Raw genomic sequence first — 16412 nt, 5'->3', positions numbered from 1 at the left:
GCCTGTAGACCCGCCAAGCCGTCGCCGCAAGCGAGCGTCAGGCGGGCGTGGCGTCCGGCTGGCGGTCCGGATGGGCGGCGGCGAACGCCGGGTGGGCAGCGGCATGATCGGCGACCGCGCGGATGGCCGGAAAAGGCGCCAGATCCACACCGTAGCGTCCTGCGGAGTAGACCTGCGGGACGAGACAGCAGTCCGCCAGCGTCGGCGCCTGGCCATACGCAAAGCCGCGGCCGTGCCGGACGACCATCGGCTCGAGGGCGCGAAAGCCGTCCTCGATCCAACGCCGGCTCCAGGCGCCGCGCGCCTCGGCATCGAGACCCATGGCTTCGAGCTGTTGCTGGACACGCAGGTTGTTGAGGGGGTGGATGTCGCAGGCCACGAGGGCGGCCATGGCCCGAACCGCCGCGCGCGGCGCGGGCTCAACCGGAAGGAGGGCCGGCGCCGGATAGGTTTCGTCCAGCCACTCGAGGATCGCCAGGCTCTGGGTGAGGACCGCGCCGTCCTCCGTCACCAGGGCCGGGGTCAGCTCCTGGGGGTTCAGGGCCTTGTAGGCGTCGTCGTGCTGCGCGCCCTTGGCGAGGTTCACCGAGCGCAGCTCGTAAATCAGACCTTTCAGGTTCAGGCCGATCCGAACCCGGTAGGGGGCGGTGGCGCGCCAGTAGCCGTGGAGGACGAGCGGCATGATCAGGCCATCCGGAAGGACAGGCGGCCGACACCCTCGACCTCGCCGTCCACCTGGTCGCCGCGGATCAGCGGGCCGACGCCTTCGGGCGTGCCGGTGAAGATGAGGTCGCCCGGCTCCAGACGCCAAAGCTTTGAGGCCTCGGCGACGATCTCGGCGATGTTCCAGATCATGTCGGCGACCGAGCCGTCCTGACGCACCTCGCCATTCACCGAAAGCCGGATGGCGCCCTGAGGGGCCGGGCCGCTCCAGCGGCGGATGGCGGAGATCGGAGCCGACTGATCGAAGGCCTTGGCCGCTTCCCAAGGCTGGGCCTTCTTCTTGGCTTCGGCCTGGATATCACGACGGGTCAGGTCGACACCGACGGCGTAGCCGAACACCAGATCGAGGGCTGCGTCGGGCGCGATGCCGACGCCGCTCTTGCCGATAGCCACCACCAGCTCGATCTCGTGATGCAGGTTGGCGGTCGCCGGAGGATAGGCGACATCGCGGCCTGGCGGGACCAAGGCGTCGGCGGGTTTGGCGAAGAAGAATGGCGGGTCGCGATCGTCCTCGGCCGCGCCCATCTCGCGGCGGTGGGCGGCATAGTTGCGGCCGACGCACAGAACGCGCCGCACCGGGAACAGGGCGGCTTCACCCTCCACGGGAACGGCGGCGACGGCGGGCTCGAAGAGGTAGGCGCTCATTCCTGCGGATTAGACCCGGCCCAAACAGAAGGGAAGCGGTTCAACCGAGCTGTTCGGCCAGCTGCTGCGCCTGGGCGAGATGCTGCTGGACGAGCACCGCAGCGCCGGCAGCGTAGGCGCGCAAGGCGGTGTTGCCGCCGTCTTGAGCGTACGCCTGCAGGCGGGCCAAGGCCTGCTGATGCGCCTCCACCTGGCCGGCCATGAAGGCGGCGTCAAAGTTCTCCCGGCCGGAGCCCTCCATGCCGGCGGCGGCCGGCGGGGCGGATGACACAGCGAGCGGCTGGCCAGACTCCGCGATCGCCTTGGCGAGCCCGCCGCGGGAGGCTTGGTGGTCCCGTAGGATCGTGCCGGCGAAGCGCTTCACCCGGGGATCGGCGGCGCGGGCCAGGGCCGATTGTGCGGCGGCGATCTCGGACGCCTCCATCGCTGTGGCCGCGGCGACGAACTCGGCGTCGGACGGCGGCGGCGCAGGCTCGGAGACAATCAGCACCGGCGCAGGCCTGGGCGCGTCGGCCACCCGAGCGGCGGCCTCGGCGCCGCGCGCAGGCACGCGGCCGCAGCTTCCCAGAAGGACCGCGGCGCTGCAGAGCGTCAGAAGGATGAAACGGGCGGACATCAGCGCAATCGAAGCTCCAGCGCCTCAATTGCCCTCAACGCCCAGGCGTTCCGCTGCGCGGGCTCAGGTTCGGTCGGCCCGCGACCTTTGCCGCGGACCAGACGCAAGGGTCGGGTCGCATGATCCGGGCGATGTCCCTGGGCCGCCGGTCCGGCCCCTGCGGTCAGTCCGCAGGCCCCATGCGCAGAGTTCTAAGGCTCAGCTTTTTCCGGAGCTAGGTGACTGCTTGTCTCAGGGGGTGCGTCAGCTTGACCGCAGGAGCTCCGCCACAGCGGCGGCGACCTGGGTGACGTCGTAGGGCTTGCGGATCACCGGAGCCTCGAAGCCGCCGGGCGCGCCGCCGGTCTCGCCATAGCCGGTGGCGAAAACGAACGGGACCTTGCGGGCGAACAGCGCCTCGGCCACCGGCGTGACGGAGCGTCCGTTCAGGTTGGCGTCCAGGACGGCGGCGTCGATGGGCCGGTCCAGAAGGGCCAGCGCCTCTTCCAGTTCGTAGGCGGGGCCGATCACTTCGGCGCCGGCGTCGGAGAGGCCAGTTTCCAGCTCCAGCGCCAGCAGCACCGCGTCCTCGACGATCAGCACCCGCGAGCCCTTCAGGCTGGCGGGGCCGGAAGAAGCGGTGATGGTCTCCACCACCCGCTGCGGCGCGGGCGCTTCGGGCACGGTCTCGGGACGCGGGGCGACGGCCTGGACGCCGGCCACCAGGCGGGCGCGGACGCCGCCGGGGCCATACTCCACCCCCGCCTCGCCGTTCAGCTCGCGGCCGGTCACCTGCTCCAGAAGGGTGGAGCCGAAGCCGCGCCGAACGGGCGGCGCCACGCGCGGCCCGCCGCTTTCCGTCCAGATCAGCTCGAAGCCGCCCTCGCCCAGCCGTTTCCAGCGCACGTCCACGTGGCCGGTCTCGATGGAGAGCGCGCCGAACTTCACCGCGTTCGTGGCCAACTCGTGGAGGGCCAGGGACAGGGCGTTGGCGGCGCGGGGGGTCAGGAAGAGCTCGGGCCCGCTCCAGCTGGTCTGGCCGGGCGCCAGCGCGCCTAGCTCAGCGGACACCAGGTGGTCGATGGCCGCCCCGCGCCAGCGGGCGGCGGTGAGCAGCTCGTTCGCTGAGGCCATGGCCTTCAGGCGGCCGCCGAAGTTCTGCAGGAAAGCGTCCAGAGAGGTCGTTCGCTTGGCGGTCTGCTGGGCCAGCACCTGCACGGCGGCCAAGACGTTCTTCACCCGGTGGTCGAGCTCGGCCATCAGGGTCTGGCGCTGCTCCTCTTCGAACTTGCGGGAGGTGACGTCGAGAACGATGCCGGTGACGCAGGCAGGCCGGCCGTTTTTGTCCACGGCCTGGACGCCCGCCGAGCGGATCCAGATCACCCGTCCGTCATCGGGTCGGATCTGGCGGAATTCCACTTCATAGCCGCGGCCGCTGGCCACGTTGGCTTCACGCTCCGCTCGCAGCCGCGGGAGGTCTTCGGGGTGCACATGGCGGTCCAGCGCCCGGCCGCCGTCCGCCGCGATTTCGCCCGCAGGCAGGCCGGTGATAGCCGCCATCCGCGGACTGATGCGCATGACATCAGCTTCCAAGTCCCATTCGAACTCGCCGAGGCCGGCGGCCTCCAAGGCAAGTTCCAGGCGTTCTTGGTTCACTCTGCACCCCGGCTCTGGCGCGACCACAAGTCGCAGACCATAGGGCGATGCGCGCTGCGGCTCCAACAGGAACCGTGCATTTCCCACAGCGTTTCCGCCAGAAGGGGCGCCTAACAAGCTCTGCTTTTGCGCGCAGAGCGGAACCCACCTATGCTGTTCCCCGTTCAGGCATGCGCACCCCGCTGCTTGCCGGGGCCCCAATCTTCGGAGACATCGAGAATGCCCGCGAACGCCGCCGATCAGTCCGTCGATCAAGCCGCCACCGGCTCCGCCAATGACAGCGCGGCCCGCCTGAGCGCCGAAGCGCAACGCACCTTCGCCGAAGTGCGCACCCGCATCGAGCAAGTGGCCCAGGACGCGCTGGAGCAGATCCGCGCCCAATCGCGCACCTATGCCGACACCGCCGGCCAGCAGCTGGAAACCGCCCAGACCTACGTCACCGAGCGCGTGCGCGAGCGTCCGATCGCCGCCACCGGCGCGGCCCTCGGCGTGGGCGTCCTCATCGGCCTGCTGCTGTCCTCCGGGCGCCGTTGATCAAGAAAGCCATCAGCCTCGCCGCCGCCATCGCCGCGCTTGCGGCGGCGGCCGGCGTGTGCGTGATCGCGGCGGCCTATGCGCTGTTCGCGGTCGCCCGCACCTATCTGGGCCCGGCCGGTGGAGCGGCGGTGGTCGCCGCCGTGGCGGCCATTTTCGCCATCGCCCTCGCCCTGGTGCTGATGCGGAAGGCCAACCCGCCCCCGCACGCCGCGCCGGTCGAGGAACAGAGCTTCACCAGCCGGCTCATCGACCTGGCGCGCGACAAGCCGATCCTTGCCGCTGGCGCGGCGGCGGCGGCGGGCCTGGTTCTGATGCGCAATCCCAAGCTGATGACCACCATCGTCACGGCGGCCATGGCCAGCAAGGCCGGCAAGGCCGCTGGACGGGCGGAAGAGCGGCGCCGCTAAGGCGCACGGCTAGACCCAAACGACGTGAGCGCCGGGGCCTCCCCGGCGCTTTTTTCTTGGCCGGAGCTCAGGCGCAAGAACGGGTTCGTCGCAGATGTCAAGCATCCATCGGGAACAGCGCCGGTTCCGGAACGTTGTTTACAGCGAGCGGGCAGTCGGTCCCGCGCAACAGAACGGCGCTTCGAGCGCCGGATGGAGAACGCCAAATGCTCGGCTGGGCCCTGACCTTCCTTGTGGTCGCCTTGATCGCCGCTGTGCTTGGATTCACCAGCATTGCGGGCACCGCCATGGGCGTCGCCAAGATCCTCTTCTTCGTTTTCCTCGTACTCTTCCTCGTGTCTGCCGTTATGCATCTTGTCCGAGGACGAGGCGTGCCCTGACCCAAGTAGCGCCGGCCGGATCTCCGGCAAGGCACTGACCAGGCTCGCGAGACGAGCCGGTCCCAACCGGGGCGGCGATCCATCGCCGCCCCTTTTGCTTTCGCGCTTCGGATCGCCAGCAGCAGGAGGTCGGCGCTTAGGCGTCGGCGCGACGATCCAATGACCAGGTGCGGTAGGCTTCGTAGCGCGAGCCGGCCCAGGCCAGCGCCTGCACGCGGATGGCCGAGCCTTCGATCTCCACCACATTGAAGCCGGGCGGCACGCCGCGCTCCCGGATCGACAGGGTGCCGGCCCCCACCGCGTAGGTCTTGCCGTCCCCATAGGGGTAGGGCCAGGCGAAGGGCGCGTGGATGTGCCCGGAAAGCACCAGGTCCACACGCGCCTCGGCGAAGGCGCGAGCCGCCGCCTCTCCGCCCCAGACCTTGGCGGTCATGGGGCCGCCGATCATCTCGATCAGCGGATGGTGGCAGGTGACGATCCGAAAGCACTCCTGGGGCGCGGCGTCGAACCAGCGCACCGCATCTCGCGCCTGGCCGGCGGAGATCTGGCCTTTGGACCAGTTCATGCGCGGCTGTGCGCCCCGGGCGGTGTTCAACCCAAAGACGGCGAAGCCGCCGCCGAGATGGCTCTGCGCCCAAGCCGGGCCGATGGCGCGCTCATAGCGACGGAAGGGAGCGAACACCCGCTCGAACGGTGCCAGGTACGGTGCGTCGTGGTTGCCCGGCGTCACCAGCCGCGGCCCCTTGAGCATCGATAGCCAGGCTGCGGCGGCCTCGAACTCCTGCGGCTCGGCGAAGCGCGTGAGGTCGCCCGAGATGATGGTCAGGTCGAAGTCGCCGCCGTTCACATACTCGGCCGCGGCGGCGACGGCCTCCGGGTTCTCGCCACCAAAGTGGATGTCCGAAAGATGCGCGAAGCGGATCGTCACGTCAGACGTCTTTCGGGATGCCGAGCACGCGCACCACGTCGGGTCTGTATACCACTTCCGCCAGCTGCTTCAGCCGCACGGACTCGCCGTCTAGCAGGGCGGGAATGCCCTGGGCCGCCCACAGACGCGCCACCTTGCAGCGCTCGCTGTCTACGACCGGCGCGTCGCGCCAATCGCCGACAAGGAATTGCAGGCCGAGGCGGAAAGCATCCGCCGCCCCTTTGACGTCCAGCGCCGCCGCCTCGAGGACCTGCTCATCTTCGTTGAGGGCGCGGGAGGTGGTGGGACAAAGGAACACCATGGCCTCGGCCTTCTCACGCGGGCCATCGTCCAGGTTGTAGCGAAGGCGCCCCGAGAAGGCGCGCTTCATGGCCTTTCGGGCGCGGAGAAAGGCGAGCTTCTTCTGGTTGTAGCGAACGGCCTCGCGCGCTGGGGCCCATAGGGCGGGCGAGCCGAAGATGGCGGCGACCATGAAGCGGTGGCCCTCCACTTCCCCGCCGCCCAGAATGCGTTGCTCGCCTTGGGTGAGGGCGATGGTGAGGGCGTCCTGCCAGGCGCGCGGACCGTAGATCGCGTGGGGCAGCATGTTCATGGTGCCGCCTGGCAACGGCGCGATGACCGGCCCGTCAGGACCGCACATCTCGGCCGCGGCGCGCGCTGTGCCGTCGCCAGCGATCACCACAAGCAGATCGGGGGCCGAGTCGACCGCCGCCCGCAGGCAGGCGCCGAGTTCGCCCTTCTCCGGCGCGCAGACATGGGCGTTCAGCCCGAAGTCGGCGAAGATCTTCTCGGCCTGTTCGGGCGCGTCCTTGCTGACGCTGCCCGAGGCCACGTTGGCGATGACCTCAACCTTGCGGATCGATGTCACCGCCTCTGCCCCCAGTTGCTTGTCATCCGGCCGTGTCGTTCGCCTTGTCGCGCACCTGATTGCCGGCGTCGCGGAGCGTGTCGCCCGCGTCGCTGGCCGCGTCGCGAACCACCGGCTCGGCCTTGTTGGCGGCGACGTTGAGGTTCTTGTCCACCACTCCGCCGGCAGAAGTGAAGGAGCCGTTCACCGCCGCCAGGGCAAGTAGAACGACGCCGACGATCGCCGCGACGAAGGTGAAGGTCATCAGCACCGGGTGCCGCTTGCGGCTGGCGCGCTCGTCACGGCGCCCGCGCTCATAAGCCTCGCGCAGGTCCGCCCGCTCGACGGCCTCGGCCGAGGTGCTCTCTTCTTTCAGGCGTCCACCGACCATGGTCAGGTCTCCGAAACCGCATCCTTGCGGCCTGAACGGCGGGCGAGCGGGGCGGTTCCGGGGAACTGTGGCGCTTGCCTCGCGTTTGGGCGCTCAGGGGACACGCAAGGAGAGCCATCAAATGCTCAAACCCATGATCGCCCTCGCCGGCGCAGCTACGCTTCTGACCGCCTGCGCCAACGATCCGCACACCACCAACACCGCCCTTGGCGGCGCCGCGCTCGGCGCTCTCGCGGGTGCTGTGGTCGGCAACAACGTGGGCTCGGGCAACGCCGCCACGGGCGCGGCTGTCGGCGCCCTGGTGGGCGGCGCGGCAGGCGCCGTGAAGGGCTGTAACGACCAAGGCGGCTGCGGCGCCGCGAACACGCCGCGTCGCCAGTACTACGATGAACGCGCCGGTCGTTATTACTACTACGACTCCGCCACCGGCCGTTACTTCTGGGAAGACGGTACGCCGCGCTACTGAGGCGTGCGGACTTGAACAGCAAGGGGCGGTCGGACATTCCGGCCGCCCTTTCTCGTGCAAAATTGGGAGGGGCTATTGAGACGATCCGCGAACCTGATCTTGTTGACCGCCGGGCTTGCCGTGACCTTGGCCGGCTGTTCCACGGTGCAGAACGCCCGCGAGCGGCTGGTCCGTGCGCCGGTGCGCTGCGTCGACCAGACGGTTCAGATCTATTTCGAGCCTGATGCGGCGGAACTCACCTCGGAAGGCCGCGCCGTGATCAAGGCCGCTTCCGAAGGCGCCGCCGGCTGCGAGGTGCGCAGCGTGGAGGTCGTCGGGCTGACCGACGCCACCGGCGCGCCGCAGGCCAACCTGGAGCTGTCCCGCCGCCGGGCCCAGTCGGTGACCGCCGCCCTGGCCGCCTCCGGCCTGCCCGCCGCTGAATTCCGCGTCGCCGCCGTGGGCGACGCCGGCGCCGTGACGGCGGACGGTCGCGCCGCCCCCTTGCGCCGCCGCGCCGACGTGATCCTGCGTCTGCAGCCCCGCTGACAGAAAGATCGTCGGCCGGACCGAACAAGAGTCCGGCCGGCCGCACGCGCACAAGAAAAGGCGGGCCTAACGGCCCGCCGGAAGTGTGTGCATCATCGAGAAAAGGGGTGCGGAGACGGCAGACTGGCATGGTCGCCAGTCTCAAGTCGGGGGGGGCGTCGCCGCCTCCGCAATCCAGAAACACGCAGTCCCCCGGATGCGTTCCGGAGGGCGAGTACTTTTTTCAAGAAAACACCGACGCGCGAGCGCATAGGCGAGCACATCGAGCGCTGCCGGTAGCTTTGGTTTAGCGTCCGACGCTTGAAATTGCAAGGCTTTCCAAACCCGCGCCCGCTTTTGGCCAAGCTCCGGAACAGCGCGGCCTTCGCTCGCGTTCTGCCTGTGGCGGGCGTTTGGCCCGCACCGATTGGGAGGGCAAGCCATGCGCAGTTCCTTCGTATCCCGAAGCGGCTTCGTTCTGTCGAAGACGCCCAACTATCGTCAGCAGGCGGCGCGTCGTCGCCTGGCGGTGGTGGGCGCCGTCGTTGGTCTGGCGCTGGTCAGCGGCCTGATCGGATCCCTCACATCCCATTCCAGCGGCGACGCGCCGCGCGGCGCCCACACCGGCCCGTTCAGCTACTTCCCGTCTGAGTAAGGAGCGACTTCATGGCGCCTACCACGCGCACCACCGGCCATCCGACGGTCGACGCCACCCGGGCGCGGCAGGGCCGCCTCGGCCGTCCGATCCTTTTCGTTCTCGCCTTCGGCATCCTGCTTGTCGTGTTGGGCTTCTTCGCCGCCTACACCTGGAAGGCCGACGACCTGGCGAGCACCGAGCCCAACAACGCCCGTGAGCAGGCCGACGCGCAGATCTTCAACGCGCCCGAGCCCGCCCCCATCAATCCGCAGCCCTACCAGAAGGAAACCCCGCCGGAGGGCAACCACACCGGGCCGGGCCCGAACCCCTGATCGCCTAGCTGCAAGTCTGAACGACGACGGCCGCCTCTCGGGGCGGCCGTTTCCGTTTGTGCGAGCGCAAGCGCTGGAGCCGAAAACGAAGAAGGGCGCCGCGGAAGCCGCGGCGCCCTTGCGTCTCGCTGCCTTGCCTGAAGGCTTAGGCGGCCTGCTTGTTCGTCCGACGGGGATGGAAGAACAGGGCCTGGCCGATCGCCGCCTTCACCGTTTCCGGCTGGAAGGGCTTTGTGATCAGGAAGGTCGGCTCCGGACGCTCGCCCGTGAGCAGGCGTTCCGGGAAGGCCGTGATGAAGATCACCGGCACGTCGTAGCGAGCCAGAATGTCCTTCACCGCGTCGATGCCCGAGGAGCCGTCGGCCAGCTGGATATCGGCGAGCACCAGGCCGGGGGTCTTTCGGGTCACCGCGTCCACCGCTTCGGTGCGGGTGGCGGCGATGTCCACCACCGTGTGACCGAGTTCGCGGACCAGCGCCTCGATGTCGGCGGCGATCACAGGCTCGTCCTCGATAATCAGGACGTCGGTGGCCAGCTCGGCGTCGATCTCGGCCTGAGCCTCGGCGATCAGACGCTCGACCTCGGCGAAGTCGGTGCCCAGGATCTGGGCCGCTTCCGACGGCGTGAAGCCTTCAAGGGCGGTGAGAAGGAAGGCCTGGCGCGAGCGCGGGGCGATGCGCATCAGGCGGCGGGTGGTGTCGTCGGCCGCCAGACCGTCGTCGTCTTCCGGGGCTTCCAGCTGAGCGCCCGACGAGCACCAGATGGCGTGGAAGACGTGATAAAGAGCGACGCGGGGCGTCAGGTTCGGCTCAAGGACGCGCTCGCCGGCGGCCAAAGCTTCCAGCGCCACGCGGACGTAATGGTCACCGGTGGTTTGGTCACCAGTGAGAGCGCGGGCGTAACGGCGCACGTACGGCAGGTGCGGCGCCAGGCGGGCAAGAAGACTCAAGGGTGACCCCTCCCGAAGAATTAGCTGTGAGGCAACCGCGCACGGGGAGCCACGCCCCCGTTCGGCTGCATCATGAGACCAAAACGCCAGGACATGGAACCGGTTCCCGACGATCATAGTTTTCGGCATCTTGGTTCCACGTCTGAGGGAACCCAGGCTGGAGTGGGGCGTTGAGCGCTAACGAGGATGCAACGAGGGGGCGGCCGCCGCGAGAGCGGAGCGCCGACGACATGATCGAACAACGGCCTTCAGAGGAACGGCGCAAGTCGTCCGCCGCGATGGACGAAGCCCGCCTGCGTCAGCAGGCGATCGGCGTGCGCCTGCGTCAGATGTTTGACGAAGTGGTCAACGAGCAAGTCCCGGACGAGTTTCTCGAAATTCTCCGCCGGGCCGACAGCCGCTCTTCGGAGAAAGGCTGATGGCCGAGGAAAACGCGACGCCCAAGCCGCGCCAGCCGGCGGACGACAATGCGTTCAAGCGTGAGCTGGTCCAGCTGATCCCGCACCTGCGGGCCTTTGCGCGCACCTTGTGCGGCGACCCGGCTGCGGCCGACGACCTCGCCCAGGACGCGATGATGAAGGCGTGGGACGCCCGCAACAGCTTCCAGATGGGCACGAACATGAAGGCCTGGACCTTCATGATCCTGCGCAACCAGTTCTATTCGGAAAAGCGCCGGTCCTGGCGTCAAAGCCAGCTCGACCAGGAAGCCGCCGAGCGGACTCTGGTGGCGGTGGACGACCCCGAGGCTCCGGTGGCGTTGGACGAGCTGCGTCAGGGCCTGGCCATGCTGCCGCCGGAACAGCGCGAAGCCCTGATCCTGGTGGGCGCTGGCGGGTTCGCCTACGAAGAAGCGGCGGAAATCTGCGGCTGCGCGGTGGGCACGGTGAAAAGCCGGGTCAGCCGGGCGCGGCGGGCGCTGCACGCCATTCTCGACGAAGGCAACTACGACCGTGACGGGGCTGCCGCTGGCGACGCCATGCGGTCTATTCTTGCCGACGCGGAGCGGCTAAGCACCGTCCGCTAAAGGACGGTTCGAGCCTCTGCCATGACGAGCCCCAACTGGGCTTCGCTGAGCACGATCAGGGTTCGCCTCACGGCGGCCCTGGCCGTCGCTTTGCTGCCCGTACTCCTGCTCGGGGTCCTTCAGGCCGCGATCGCCTTCCATCGCGAGGGTGTCGGCCTGCGGGAGAACCTTGGACGCGCGGCGCAGCAAAGCGCCGCGGCCGCCCGCGCGCGCATGGAAGGAGCGGAGATCCTGCTCCAGACGCTTGCGCCCGGGTCGGTCGGATTCCAGTGCGCCCAGCGGCTCGCCCAGGTCACCCAGCGCATTCCCGGCTACGCCAACCTGGTGCGGTTCGACCGCGCCGGACGGGTCGCTTGCGCCGCCGGCGACGTGCCTAACGATCCCCAGCGGCAAGGCCGCACCTGGTTCCAGCATCTCGCTGCGGGCGACAGCCTGGTGGTCACCCGCGATCCCGGCGCCGGCTATGCCGATGGCCCATCGGTGCTGGCGGCGATCCGCGCCACCACCCCCGGCGGCGTTTTCGATGGCGCGTTCGCCGCGGTGATCCCGCTGGCGAGCCTGCAACCCTCGACCACCGATCCGTCCCTGCCCCGCGGCGCGGAAGTGGCGCTGGTGGATCCGGCAGGCCGGTACATCAACAGCACCAACACGAGCGCCTTCCCGGGCCTGCCGGGCGACTGGCGCGCGCGGATCGGCAAGAGCGGATCGGCCGTCTGGTACGCCGACGATCGCAACGGCGAGCGGCGGGTGTTCTCCGCCGCGCCCGTGGTGCGGGACGACGTCTATGTGGTGCTGTCCGCGCGCTCGCCCGGCGTGCTGTCCTGGGCGCGGCTCAACCCGCTGACCGGCATCCTCTTCCCGTTGCTGACCTTCGTGCTCGCCCTGACCGCGGTGACGGTTGTGAGCGAGCGGGTGGTTATCCGCTGGATCGCCTATCTGCAGCGGATCGCGGCGCTGTACGCCAAGGGCCGCCTGAGCGTGCGTCCCGTGCAGGCCGAGCAAGCCCCGCCCGAGATCCGTGACCTGGCCGCCACGCTCCAGGAAATGGCCACCGCCATCGTCGGCCGCGACGCCACCCTGCGCGACAACCTCGCCCAAAAGGACGCGCTGATGCGCGAGATCCATCACCGGGTGAAGAACAACCTGCAGGTCATCTCCTCGCTGCTCAACATGCAGCAGCGGGCGCTGACCGATCCGGCGGCGCGGGCGGCCATGTCCGACACGCGCCAGCGGATCACCGCCCTGGCCCTGATCTACCGCGCCCTCTACCAGGGGCCGGACCTGAAGCGGGTGGACCTGCGTCCGTTCCTGGAAGAGCTGACCGCTCAGCTGGTGGCGGGCGAGATGCTGCACGGTCCGCCGGTGCAGACCGAGCTGTCCGTCGACGCCCTGGTGATCGACCCCGACCGGCTGGCGCCGCTAGCCCTATTCGCCGTGGAAGCGATCACCAACGCCCAGAAGCACGCCTTCGCCGGGCGCGGCGGCATCCTGAACGTGAACTTCCATGTGCGGGGCGACGAGGCCGAACTGGAGATCAGCGACGACGGCAAAGCGTCGGACGATGCGCTGGTGTCCTCGGGTGTCGGCCGCACCCTGATGACTGCCTTCGCGCGCCAGCTGCGCGGCCGGGCCGAGGTGGTCCGCAACCCCGGCGGCGGGATCACGGCGCGCCTGCTCTTCCCCACCCCCGCAGCTGAAGACGTGCCCCCGAGCGCACCTGGGAACCAAGCTGCAGCATAGTTCGTTTCTGCCCGGCACCAACAAACCCCGGGAGTTTCCCAATGCGCAAGATCATCGTTCTGGCGGCTATCGCCGCCAGCATGGCCGTGGCCGCCTGCAACACCGTCGAAGGCGCTGGCCGTGACGTTTCCGCCGCGGGCGCGGCCGTGACCGACACCGCTCGCGACGCCAAGCAATAAGCATCGTTCCAGATGCAATCGGCCCCGCCGCTCCCTGAGCGGCGGGGCCTTCTGCGTTTAGGCCTACGCCGTGACGCTAGACGCGGTCCGACGGATCGGTCTCACCGGGCGTCTCATCCCGGGCCGGCTGCAGCGCTTGGCGCGCCAGCTCAACCTTCGAGCGGATGCGCTCCAAGCCGCCCCTCAGGGAGCTGAGCGCCGCCTCCGCCTCTCCGTTCTCAGGCCAGGACCGCGTCTCCTGATCGATCTTCTTCGTCATCTGTGCGCTTCCCCAACCGGCGGCGCTTAAACACGGTTCCAGTTCAGGCGGCCGCTGAGCGACGCGTTGGCGCGCCGCCGAAGGCGCCGGGCACGCCAAGGAACGTCGGCAGGCGGTCACCGACGTCATCGCCGGGCGAGAGCACGAGTAGCCCCCCGGGAGCGACGGCCTGGACCAGACCATCCACGGCGCGGTTGCGCCCCTCGTTCGTGAGCCCGGAAAGGACGTGCCGGCAGAGCACCACGTCGAACTGACCGAGCGAGGTCAGGTCCTCCACCAGGTTCACGCGCCGCCAGCGAACATGCTGGCGCACGCGGCGAGACAGCAGGAAGGCTTCGTCGCGCTTCTCGAAGTGGCGGATCAGGCGGCGGGCGGAAAGGCCTCGCTGGACCTCGAATTGCGAGTAGACGCCGGCCTGCGCCTTCTCCAGCTGACGCTCGGCGATGTCCGAGGCGAAGAGCTCGACCTGCACGCCGGGGATCGGCCGCTCCTCCAGCAGCATGGCCAGGGAGTAGATCTCCTGCCCGGACGCGCAGCCGGCGCTCCAGATCCGCAAGGGTGCTGATCCGCGCTGCGCCATGGCCGGCAAGGCCGACCACAGGGCCTCAAGCACCTCGCCGTCACGGAAGAAGGCGGTGTCGGGCAGGGTCATGGCTTCCACGGAGGCCCAGACCTGGACCTCGTCGGCGCGTCCCCGCAAAGCCTGCACGAGCTCGGCCACCGAGCCGAAACCTTCGCGGCGGGCGACCGGGGCCAAGCGGCTTTCCAGCAGGTAGTCCTTGTCGGCGGGAACGCTTAGGCCGGCGCGGGCGGCGCACAGCTTGGCGATGAACTCGCGCTCGCGGGGGGTCACGCCACACCTGCCAAGGCGAACTTGTTGGCGACGATCTCGCCGTCGAAGGGCTTCATGATGTACTCGTCCGCGCCGCAGTCGAGCGCTTCACGGATGCGATCCAGCTCGGTCTCGACGGAGCAGAACACCACCTTGGGCGCAGCGCCGCCCGGCTCCAGCCGCAGCCGGCGCAGAAACTCGATGCCGCCCATCACCGGCATGTGCCAGTCGACCAGCACCACGTCGGGCATCATCACGCGGCACCAAGACAGCGCCTCGGCGCCGTCAGCCGCCTCCGCGACCTCGAAGCCGAGGTCCTCGAGGATGCGGCGCGCGACCTTGCGGATGACGCGGCTGTCGTCGACGACGAGGCAGGTCTTCAACGCGGGCGACTCCCGTAACTTACGGGAGAACTGTCGCGCGCTATGGTTAACGAGCCGTGAGGCTCAGACCGGAACGGTGGCGGCGAACACCACCCGCTCCTCGTTCACGTCGGCGAACACGCGCCCGCCGGCGTCGTTCAGGAACAGGTGGATGTAGTAGGCCTGGACCCAATGGCCGTGCAGCCCCTCGGAAAGCGGCTCGCCGCGGAGTCCGGCCAGCACCTCCGGCCGCAGGCGGGCGCGAGGCCCGCGCGACTCGGCGGCGATCGCCAGCGAGGCGCCTTCCTGCACCGCGCGGATGCGCGCCGTGCCGCCCGTCGGCAGGGCGCCGCCGGCCAGTTGAGCGAGGTTCAGCAGGGTGCGGGCGGCCGGCTTGTTGACGGCCGGAGCTTCCACCGCCCAGTCGAGTTCGGCCCGCATGTGACCGAAGACGCCTTGCGCGAGCTTGTGCAGGTCGCGGGCGTCGAAGGTCTCGGCGGACGCGGAGGCGCCGAAAGCCACGCGGCTGAAAGCCAAGAGGTCCGCCAGCTTGCGCGCCGAGCTGGCGATCAGGCCCATTGCCTCTTCCCGCATGTCCTGGGCCGAGGGATCGTCAAGCAGGTCGAGACCGGACACGATGGCGCTCGCCGGGCTGATGAAGTCGTGACACATGCGCGCCGCCAGATAGGCGGCGAACTCGGCGGTGCGCACAGGCGGGGCAGCGCTGGTGAGGACTTCGGCCCTTTCGGGATTTTCCGGGATCTCGCTCATGGCGGCGGACCTTGGCGTGATTTGAGCCTTTGGAAAACGGGCCAGCCCTCATAAGAGACCCCATCATGGGCCCGTACATCGACCCGTTTATGGAACCCGGCGTGCTCGTCCGCCATCCCGGTCAGCCTGACTGGGGGATCGGGCAGGTGCAGTCGGTCGCCGGCGGCAAGGTGACGGTGAACTTCGAACAGGCCGGCAAGCAGGTCATCGACGCATCTGTCGTGCGGCTGGACTTTGTGGGCGACGATCCGAGGGCGACGTGAGCACGACGACGAACGACGTGGGCGAGATTCTGGCGCAGATCTGCGTGGAGGCCGCCGAGTTGATCCTGCCCCTCTGGCGCTCCGGCCTGACGGTCCACGCCAAAGCCGACGAGAGCCCCGTCACCGAAGCCGACCGCCGGGGTGAGACGCTGATCCTGCAGCGGCTGGCAGAATGTTTCCCCGACATCCCGGTTGTCTCGGAAGAGGACTCCAGCGAGTTCGGAACGCCGGAACAGATCGGTCCCCGCTTCTTCCTGGTGGACCCGCTGGACGGCACCAAGGCCTTCGTGCGCGGAGATCCTCACTTCACCGTCAACATCGGCCTGATCGAGGACCGCCAGCCGGTGGCCGGCGCCGTGTGCGCCCCCCCGACCGGCGAGGTCTGGTACACGGCCGGCGGCTCGGCCTGGAAGCGGACGCAGGGCGGCGCGCCCCAGCCGGTGCGCGTGCGCACCTGGCCGGAGGGCGAGGCGCTGGCCCTTTCGAGCCACACCATGAAGCCGGAAGCAGCACAAGCGCTGGCCGATCGCTACGGTTTCAGCCGGCGCGAGCCGATGGACTCCTCCATCAAGTTCTGCCGGATCGCCGAAGGGGCCGCCGACATCTATCCGCGGCATGGACCCACGATGGAATGGGACGTGGCGGCAGCTCACGCCGTGCTGCAGGCGGCGGGCGGCAGCGTGCTGACGGACGAGGGACAGCCGTTCCTGTATGGCAAGGCGGACCAGGGCTTCCGAAACGGATGGTTCGTGGCGCGCGGCGGCTGAAGCCGTCAAATGTGGCGTTCGATATTCCAGTCATCTGAGACCGGCCCAGAGTCCGAGGCGTAGGCCGGAATGAGCTCTTCTTCTGCGGCCGCATAGGACGGCTGGCCAAGCGCAAGGTAGCTGACGAAGCCGACAAGAAAGGCGATCAGCGCCAGCCAGGCGAAGGGGCGGAAAAGCTCTAGGGCGCCGGTCATCGGCTCGGGTCCGTCGTTAAT

The 16412-nt window shown here is 69.1% G+C and carries 26 protein-coding genes; 13 read left to right on the top strand and 13 right to left on the bottom strand.

Translation table 11 applies throughout. The features are described from left to right. Positions 1-37 precede the first annotated feature (37 nt). The 4 genes from maiA to DJ018_RS07245 all read right to left on the bottom strand — a co-directional run bounded on the left by maiA (position 38) and on the right by DJ018_RS07245 (position 3619). Positions 38-682, bottom strand: coding sequence for a maleylacetoacetate isomerase (gene maiA / locus DJ018_RS07260; protein ID WP_111514164.1), 645 nt, complete (start codon positions 680-682; stop codon positions 38-40). Between the two features lie 2 nt (positions 683-684). After that, positions 685-1368 (bottom strand): fumarylacetoacetate hydrolase family protein, encoded by a 684-nt coding sequence (locus DJ018_RS07255; protein WP_111514163.1) that lies wholly within the window; start codon positions 1366-1368, stop codon positions 685-687. Between the two features lie 40 nt (positions 1369-1408). Continuing rightward, complete coding sequence (locus DJ018_RS07250; protein ID WP_111514162.1) at positions 1409-1984, bottom strand: DUF4142 domain-containing protein; 576 nt, start codon at positions 1982-1984, stop codon at positions 1409-1411. A gap of 243 nt (positions 1985-2227) precedes the next feature. Further along, positions 2228-3619, bottom strand: a complete 1392-nt coding sequence (locus DJ018_RS07245) for an HWE histidine kinase domain-containing protein (protein WP_240609471.1) — start codon at positions 3617-3619, stop codon at positions 2228-2230. A gap of 219 nt (positions 3620-3838) precedes the next feature. Between DJ018_RS07245 and DJ018_RS07240 the strand changes: the two genes are divergently transcribed. From DJ018_RS07240 to DJ018_RS07230, 3 genes are all read left to right on the top strand, one after another. Next, on the top strand, positions 3839-4153 hold the full coding sequence (locus tag DJ018_RS07240) for a glycine zipper domain-containing protein (RefSeq protein WP_111514161.1): 315 nt from the start codon (positions 3839-3841) through the stop codon (positions 4151-4153). Next, complete coding sequence (locus tag DJ018_RS07235; RefSeq protein ID WP_111514160.1) at positions 4150-4563, top strand: hypothetical protein; 414 nt, start codon at positions 4150-4152, stop codon at positions 4561-4563. Before DJ018_RS07240 ends, DJ018_RS07235 begins: the two co-directional genes overlap by 4 nt. A gap of 206 nt (positions 4564-4769) precedes the next feature. Beyond that, entirely contained in the window at positions 4770-4943 is a 174-nt protein-coding gene (locus DJ018_RS07230) for a DUF1328 domain-containing protein (RefSeq protein WP_111514159.1), read from the top strand. Positions 4944-5079: 136 nt separating this feature from the next. Here DJ018_RS07230 and DJ018_RS07225 read toward each other — a convergent pair whose 3' ends face one another. Genes DJ018_RS07225 through DJ018_RS07215 form a run of 3 tightly spaced genes read right to left on the bottom strand, consistent with a single transcriptional unit; the run spans position 5080 to position 7109 of the window. Continuing rightward, complete coding sequence (locus DJ018_RS07225; RefSeq protein WP_111514158.1) at positions 5080-5871, bottom strand: metallophosphoesterase family protein; 792 nt, start codon at positions 5869-5871, stop codon at positions 5080-5082. Between the two features lies 1 nt (position 5872). Then, positions 5873-6739, bottom strand: coding sequence for a diacylglycerol/lipid kinase family protein (locus DJ018_RS07220; RefSeq protein WP_111514157.1), 867 nt, complete (start codon positions 6737-6739; stop codon positions 5873-5875). A gap of 22 nt (positions 6740-6761) precedes the next feature. After that, positions 6762-7109: a hypothetical protein gene (locus DJ018_RS07215; RefSeq protein ID WP_111514156.1), complete on the bottom strand. Its 348-nt coding sequence runs from the start codon at positions 7107-7109 to the stop codon at positions 6762-6764. A gap of 121 nt (positions 7110-7230) precedes the next feature. Between DJ018_RS07215 and DJ018_RS07210 the strand changes: the two genes are divergently transcribed. The 4 genes from DJ018_RS07210 (at position 7231) to DJ018_RS07195 (ending at position 9051) form a co-directional block, all read left to right on the top strand. After that, positions 7231-7575: a YMGG-like glycine zipper-containing protein gene (locus DJ018_RS07210; RefSeq protein ID WP_111514155.1), complete on the top strand. Its 345-nt coding sequence runs from the start codon at positions 7231-7233 to the stop codon at positions 7573-7575. A 75-nt stretch (positions 7576-7650) separates the two neighbouring features. Further along, positions 7651-8103, top strand: coding sequence for an OmpA family protein (locus DJ018_RS07205; RefSeq protein WP_111514154.1), 453 nt, complete (start codon positions 7651-7653; stop codon positions 8101-8103). Between the two features lie 421 nt (positions 8104-8524). Continuing rightward, positions 8525-8737, top strand: coding sequence for a hypothetical protein (locus DJ018_RS07200; RefSeq protein ID WP_111514153.1), 213 nt, complete (start codon positions 8525-8527; stop codon positions 8735-8737). 11 nt (positions 8738-8748) lie between these two features. Then, a complete protein-coding gene (locus DJ018_RS07195; protein WP_111514152.1) occupies positions 8749-9051 on the top strand; it encodes a hypothetical protein in 303 nt (100 codons plus the stop codon). A 145-nt stretch (positions 9052-9196) separates the two neighbouring features. On the opposite strand, the gene phyR is transcribed toward DJ018_RS07195, so the two are convergent. Continuing rightward, positions 9197-10000 (bottom strand): anti-anti sigma factor/receiver protein PhyR, encoded by an 804-nt coding sequence (gene phyR, locus DJ018_RS07190; protein ID WP_111514151.1) that lies wholly within the window; start codon positions 9998-10000, stop codon positions 9197-9199. A 230-nt stretch (positions 10001-10230) separates the two neighbouring features. On the opposite strand from phyR, the gene nepR reads away from it, so the two are divergent. From nepR to DJ018_RS07170, 4 genes are read left to right on the top strand one after another with little or no spacing between them, the layout of a single operon-like run. Beyond that, positions 10231-10419 (top strand): anti-sigma T factor NepR, encoded by a 189-nt coding sequence (nepR, locus tag DJ018_RS07185; protein WP_111514150.1) that lies wholly within the window; start codon positions 10231-10233, stop codon positions 10417-10419. Continuing rightward, positions 10419-11024, top strand: coding sequence for a sigma-70 family RNA polymerase sigma factor (locus DJ018_RS07180; RefSeq protein WP_111514149.1), 606 nt, complete (start codon positions 10419-10421; stop codon positions 11022-11024). Before nepR ends, DJ018_RS07180 begins: the two co-directional genes overlap by 1 nt. Positions 11025-11045: 21 nt before the next feature. Beyond that, a complete protein-coding gene (gene phyK / locus DJ018_RS07175) occupies positions 11046-12764 on the top strand; it encodes a sensor histidine kinase PhyK (RefSeq protein ID WP_111514148.1) in 1719 nt (572 codons plus the stop codon). Between the two features lie 41 nt (positions 12765-12805). Continuing rightward, complete coding sequence (locus DJ018_RS07170) at positions 12806-12943, top strand: entericidin A/B family lipoprotein (RefSeq protein WP_111514147.1); 138 nt, start codon at positions 12806-12808, stop codon at positions 12941-12943. Between the two features lie 76 nt (positions 12944-13019). Here the strand turns inward: DJ018_RS07170 and DJ018_RS07165 are convergent, their stop codons facing one another. From DJ018_RS07165 to chpT, 4 genes are all read right to left on the bottom strand, one after another. Beyond that, positions 13020-13202 (bottom strand): hypothetical protein, encoded by a 183-nt coding sequence (locus DJ018_RS07165; RefSeq protein ID WP_111514146.1) that lies wholly within the window; start codon positions 13200-13202, stop codon positions 13020-13022. A 43-nt stretch (positions 13203-13245) separates the two neighbouring features. Then, positions 13246-14055, bottom strand: coding sequence for a CheR family methyltransferase (locus DJ018_RS07160; RefSeq protein WP_111514145.1), 810 nt, complete (start codon positions 14053-14055; stop codon positions 13246-13248). Next, on the bottom strand, positions 14052-14417 hold the full coding sequence (locus DJ018_RS07155) for a response regulator (RefSeq protein ID WP_111514144.1): 366 nt from the start codon (positions 14415-14417) through the stop codon (positions 14052-14054). Before DJ018_RS07155 ends, DJ018_RS07160 begins: the two co-directional genes overlap by 4 nt. Before the next feature lie 63 nt (positions 14418-14480). Beyond that, complete coding sequence (chpT, locus tag DJ018_RS07150; protein ID WP_111514143.1) at positions 14481-15167, bottom strand: histidine phosphotransferase ChpT; 687 nt, start codon at positions 15165-15167, stop codon at positions 14481-14483. Positions 15168-15232: 65 nt separating this feature from the next. Here chpT and DJ018_RS07145 point away from each other — a divergent pair, with 65 nt between their 5' ends. Both DJ018_RS07145 and cysQ read left to right on the top strand, forming a co-directional pair. Continuing rightward, complete coding sequence (locus DJ018_RS07145) at positions 15233-15430, top strand: DUF3553 domain-containing protein (RefSeq protein ID WP_111514142.1); 198 nt, start codon at positions 15233-15235, stop codon at positions 15428-15430. Next, positions 15427-16197, top strand: coding sequence for a 3'(2'),5'-bisphosphate nucleotidase CysQ (gene cysQ / locus DJ018_RS07140; RefSeq protein ID WP_111514141.1), 771 nt, complete (start codon positions 15427-15429; stop codon positions 16195-16197). Before DJ018_RS07145 ends, cysQ begins: the two co-directional genes overlap by 4 nt. Positions 16198-16202: 5 nt before the next feature. On the opposite strand, the gene DJ018_RS07135 is transcribed toward cysQ, so the two are convergent. Continuing rightward, positions 16203-16391 carry a hypothetical protein gene (locus DJ018_RS07135; RefSeq protein ID WP_111514140.1) on the bottom strand — a complete coding sequence of 63 codons (189 nt, stop codon included), beginning with the start codon at positions 16389-16391 and terminating at the stop codon, positions 16203-16205. Between the last annotated feature and the right edge of the window lie 21 nt (positions 16392-16412).

It is taken from the genome of Phenylobacterium deserti (assembly GCF_003254705.1).
Taxonomy (GTDB): Bacteria; Pseudomonadota; Alphaproteobacteria; order Caulobacterales; family Caulobacteraceae; genus Phenylobacterium; species Phenylobacterium deserti.
This window is presented reverse-complemented; position numbering and strand designations above follow the sequence as displayed.

Bases quoted from the DNA above. Each gene is read 5' to 3' on its own strand.
- maiA (WP_111514164.1), bottom strand. From the start codon at position 682: ATGCCGCTCGTCCTCCACGGCTACTGGCGCGCCACCGCCCCCTACCGG.
- DJ018_RS07195 (WP_111514152.1), top strand. From the start codon at position 8,749: ATGGCGCCTACCACGCGCACCACCGGCCATCCGACGGTCGACGCCACC.
- DJ018_RS07215 (WP_111514156.1), bottom strand. From the start codon at position 7,109: ATGGTCGGTGGACGCCTGAAAGAAGAGAGCACCTCGGCCGAGGCCGTC.
- DJ018_RS07145 (WP_111514142.1), top strand. From the start codon at position 15,233: ATGGGCCCGTACATCGACCCGTTTATGGAACCCGGCGTGCTCGTCCGC.
- chpT (WP_111514143.1), bottom strand. From the start codon at position 15,167: ATGAGCGAGATCCCGGAAAATCCCGAAAGGGCCGAAGTCCTCACCAGC.
- DJ018_RS07210 (WP_111514155.1), top strand. From the start codon at position 7,231: ATGCTCAAACCCATGATCGCCCTCGCCGGCGCAGCTACGCTTCTGACC.
- DJ018_RS07250 (WP_111514162.1), bottom strand. From the start codon at position 1,984: ATGTCCGCCCGTTTCATCCTTCTGACGCTCTGCAGCGCCGCGGTCCTT.
- DJ018_RS07170 (WP_111514147.1), top strand. From the start codon at position 12,806: ATGCGCAAGATCATCGTTCTGGCGGCTATCGCCGCCAGCATGGCCGTG.
- phyK (WP_111514148.1), top strand. From the start codon at position 11,046: ATGACGAGCCCCAACTGGGCTTCGCTGAGCACGATCAGGGTTCGCCTC.
- DJ018_RS07180 (WP_111514149.1), top strand. From the start codon at position 10,419: ATGGCCGAGGAAAACGCGACGCCCAAGCCGCGCCAGCCGGCGGACGAC.
- DJ018_RS07255 (WP_111514163.1), bottom strand. From the start codon at position 1,368: ATGAGCGCCTACCTCTTCGAGCCCGCCGTCGCCGCCGTTCCCGTGGAG.
- DJ018_RS07135 (WP_111514140.1), bottom strand. From the start codon at position 16,391: ATGACCGGCGCCCTAGAGCTTTTCCGCCCCTTCGCCTGGCTGGCGCTG.
- nepR (WP_111514150.1), top strand. From the start codon at position 10,231: ATGATCGAACAACGGCCTTCAGAGGAACGGCGCAAGTCGTCCGCCGCG.
- DJ018_RS07200 (WP_111514153.1), top strand. From the start codon at position 8,525: ATGCGCAGTTCCTTCGTATCCCGAAGCGGCTTCGTTCTGTCGAAGACG.
- DJ018_RS07165 (WP_111514146.1), bottom strand. From the start codon at position 13,202: ATGACGAAGAAGATCGATCAGGAGACGCGGTCCTGGCCTGAGAACGGA.
- DJ018_RS07240 (WP_111514161.1), top strand. From the start codon at position 3,839: ATGCCCGCGAACGCCGCCGATCAGTCCGTCGATCAAGCCGCCACCGGC.
- DJ018_RS07230 (WP_111514159.1), top strand. From the start codon at position 4,770: ATGCTCGGCTGGGCCCTGACCTTCCTTGTGGTCGCCTTGATCGCCGCT.